Below are 2588 nucleotides of genomic sequence, written 5' to 3'. Positions count from 1 at the left end.
ATCTCTATCTTAGCTTGTATCAGTCTAGATAGAGTGTTTCTTTAAGTTAAGCTGCCATTGGAACCAATACCAGCGTACCAAAGATAACCGTGATAAGACCACAGATTACTGGAACAGAAGTACGTTTTACAACTTCAAACGGGCTGATTTTACCCATACCCGATGTCGCAACAATTACGCCAGATACTGGAGAAATGGTACGGCCTAGGTTAGATGCTTGAAGCATAGGGATGATTAGGAACGCTGGGTTCAAGCCCATTTTCGCCGCTAGTGATGGAGCCAGTTCTACGAATGCATAGAAAGGCGCGTTACCAGAACCTGTCGCGATAGCTGCAGCAACCGTTAAACCTGTTAGGATAAGCATTAATGCGATACCGCCTGCGCCTGCCGATTCAGCAAGACCGATTAGGTTATCAATTGCACCGATAGACATTAGACCTTGAGCAAATACGCCCGCCGCAACCAACAACATTACCACGCCTTTGAACGCGTCAGCCATGCCTTGGTAGCAAGAATCTAAGTCTTCTAATGTTTTCTCGCCGTCAAACTTCTTAACAACGTAATCGATAACTGCGCCCACGAAGATAGAACCTACAACAATGGTGTAGATATCAAGTGAAAGCCCTGGAATCGTGCGGCCGTTGAATAGGAAAACGCCGATGATAGGTAGGAATGGCAGTGCAGCGTAGAAAGCCGGTGCTGTTGTTTCGATTTCAGAAACGTCTACTTTTTCCATTGGCGTGTTTTCTTTTTTATCTAGGTATTTGTTCCAGAAGAAAGCCGCGCCAGCCATCACGATGATTGCACAGATAGAAACAGGCAATACTGTTTGAACAGCAAACACATCAAGAGACATGCCTGATTTTTCAGCTGCGATAACCACATCACCAGAGGTTGGTGAAAGAATGATTGCTGCAGGTGATGCACAAACGGCAACCGCTGCTGGGCGTGAAATACCCATCGCCGTCATCATTGGGAATAGGGTCGCCATCAGTAACACACCAAGGCCTGTTGCAGAACTTACTGCTAGAGACATTAGACACGCTACGATGTAAGCCGCAACAAGAAGTACATAGGGAGATTTAATAGCAGCAAGCGGTTTAGAGAACTGTTTCACTACTACGTTGTTAGCACCAATGTGCGTCATGTAAGAAGCAAAACCACAAAGAAGCATGATTTGCATGCCTAGGCCGCCTCCACGGTACTGAAGCATGTACTTAACAAATTCGAGTGAGTCGGTAACCATGTTACCTGTTGAGGCGACTTTAGCTGGTAAGACTGTGTGACCAATAAGGCCAGTAATAAGAAGTAGGGCAAGGCCAGCAGTTAGTAATACGCCTGCCGCTTTATAGCCTTTCACAATAAAGTAACCAACAGCGATGGTAATTACTAATCCGATCAAGAGCTCTAACATAGAAATCTCCACAAAGTTTAAAAAATATAAGAAAGTGTTTCAGAATATGACAATGAATGTACAGAAAACTGCACTGTGGCACGAGGCATAGTTGAGGTTGGTATGATCTAAGACAAACATTTTTTTCTATGTTAATTGTGGTTGTAAATATTGATTAACTACTGTTGTTTGGGTGTTAATAAACAAAATTTGTGACTCCCTAGAATATAACTTGGATCACCTTTGCTTGTTTTAGTTTCATATGACAGGAAGGGTTGGATAACTTTAGCCGTTGATGTGCAAATGGTGATAATAGCGAGAAAAAGAGAGTTATGTGGGGCAAGAGACGAACGGGCGATTTGATGTGGGGAGCACAATCAAAGTGTTACAGCCTTATGATGTTTTAGAGTGGTTTTAATGCTATCGAGCACTACGCGTTGAAGCCTGGAGGGAGATTTAATTCTCGGTGATCAAATCACACAACGCGTATCTGGTGTGTGATTTGGTATTAAAGGCGAAAGAAGCTCTAAGTGTGGAAGAGCTTCTTTGGTGCATTCGTTTAGGTAAACCAAAGCCTATAGTATTGCTTACCTTTGGCGTCTTGCGACCAAAGTAAATCGGTAATCGTTAGACGTGAAGTAGTTACGGCTGTATTCAAACACCGTGTTATTGGCAAGGTAACCGCGAGTACGTTTTTCAATGATAGGCTGAGCTGGGTCAATACCTAGCTGTTTCGCAACATCTTCAGGCGGAAGAATCGGTACCAATTCCTGCTCACTTCTATCAATCACCATGCCTTTGGTGTTCTCAATAAAGTCGTACTTTGATGTCTGCATCACTTGATAGGTGAGATCTGGGAATAGGGCAACAGGTAACCAAGTTTCTTCAACCGTGATTGGATTGTTGTCTATGAAACGAACACGTTTTACGTAGAAAACCAATTCGCCTTCTTTGATATCTAAATGTTCAGACATCGCCAAAGAACACGGCTTCATTTCGAAGGCCAGAACTTCACTGTGTGTAACCACATCCAAATGCGCCCACTTTTCTTGAAAGCTCGACTGTTTGTAGATGTCGTAATTGATCTTGTTCTCTTTGACGTAAGTGCCGCTGCCTTGAACGCTTTCAAGCTCATCGTTTTCGATCAGTAGTTTCAACGCTTGCCTAACCGTCACACGGCTTACCGAGAATACTT

2 protein-coding genes are annotated in these 2588 nt (G+C 43.5%); both read right to left on the bottom strand.

Annotated features, from left to right (window positions below; translation table 11 throughout):
* Positions 1-46 precede the first annotated feature (46 nt).
* Positions 47-1414 carry an anaerobic C4-dicarboxylate transporter DcuC gene (gene dcuC, locus AB4496_RS26510; RefSeq protein ID WP_009845449.1) on the bottom strand — a complete coding sequence of 456 codons (1368 nt, stop codon included), beginning with the start codon at positions 1412-1414 and terminating at the stop codon, positions 47-49.
* A gap of 566 nt (positions 1415-1980) precedes the next feature.
* Positions 1981-2588, bottom strand: a 608-nt coding sequence (locus AB4496_RS26505; RefSeq protein WP_372132879.1) for a GntR family transcriptional regulator, incomplete at its 5' end; no start/stop codon positions are given.

This window comes from Vibrio sp. 10N.222.46.A1, assembly GCF_041473595.1.
Classification (GTDB): domain Bacteria; phylum Pseudomonadota; class Gammaproteobacteria; order Enterobacterales; family Vibrionaceae; genus Vibrio; species Vibrio tasmaniensis_A.
The sequence above is the reverse complement of the archived record's forward strand: the minus strand, read 5'-3'. Positions and strand labels throughout refer to the sequence as shown.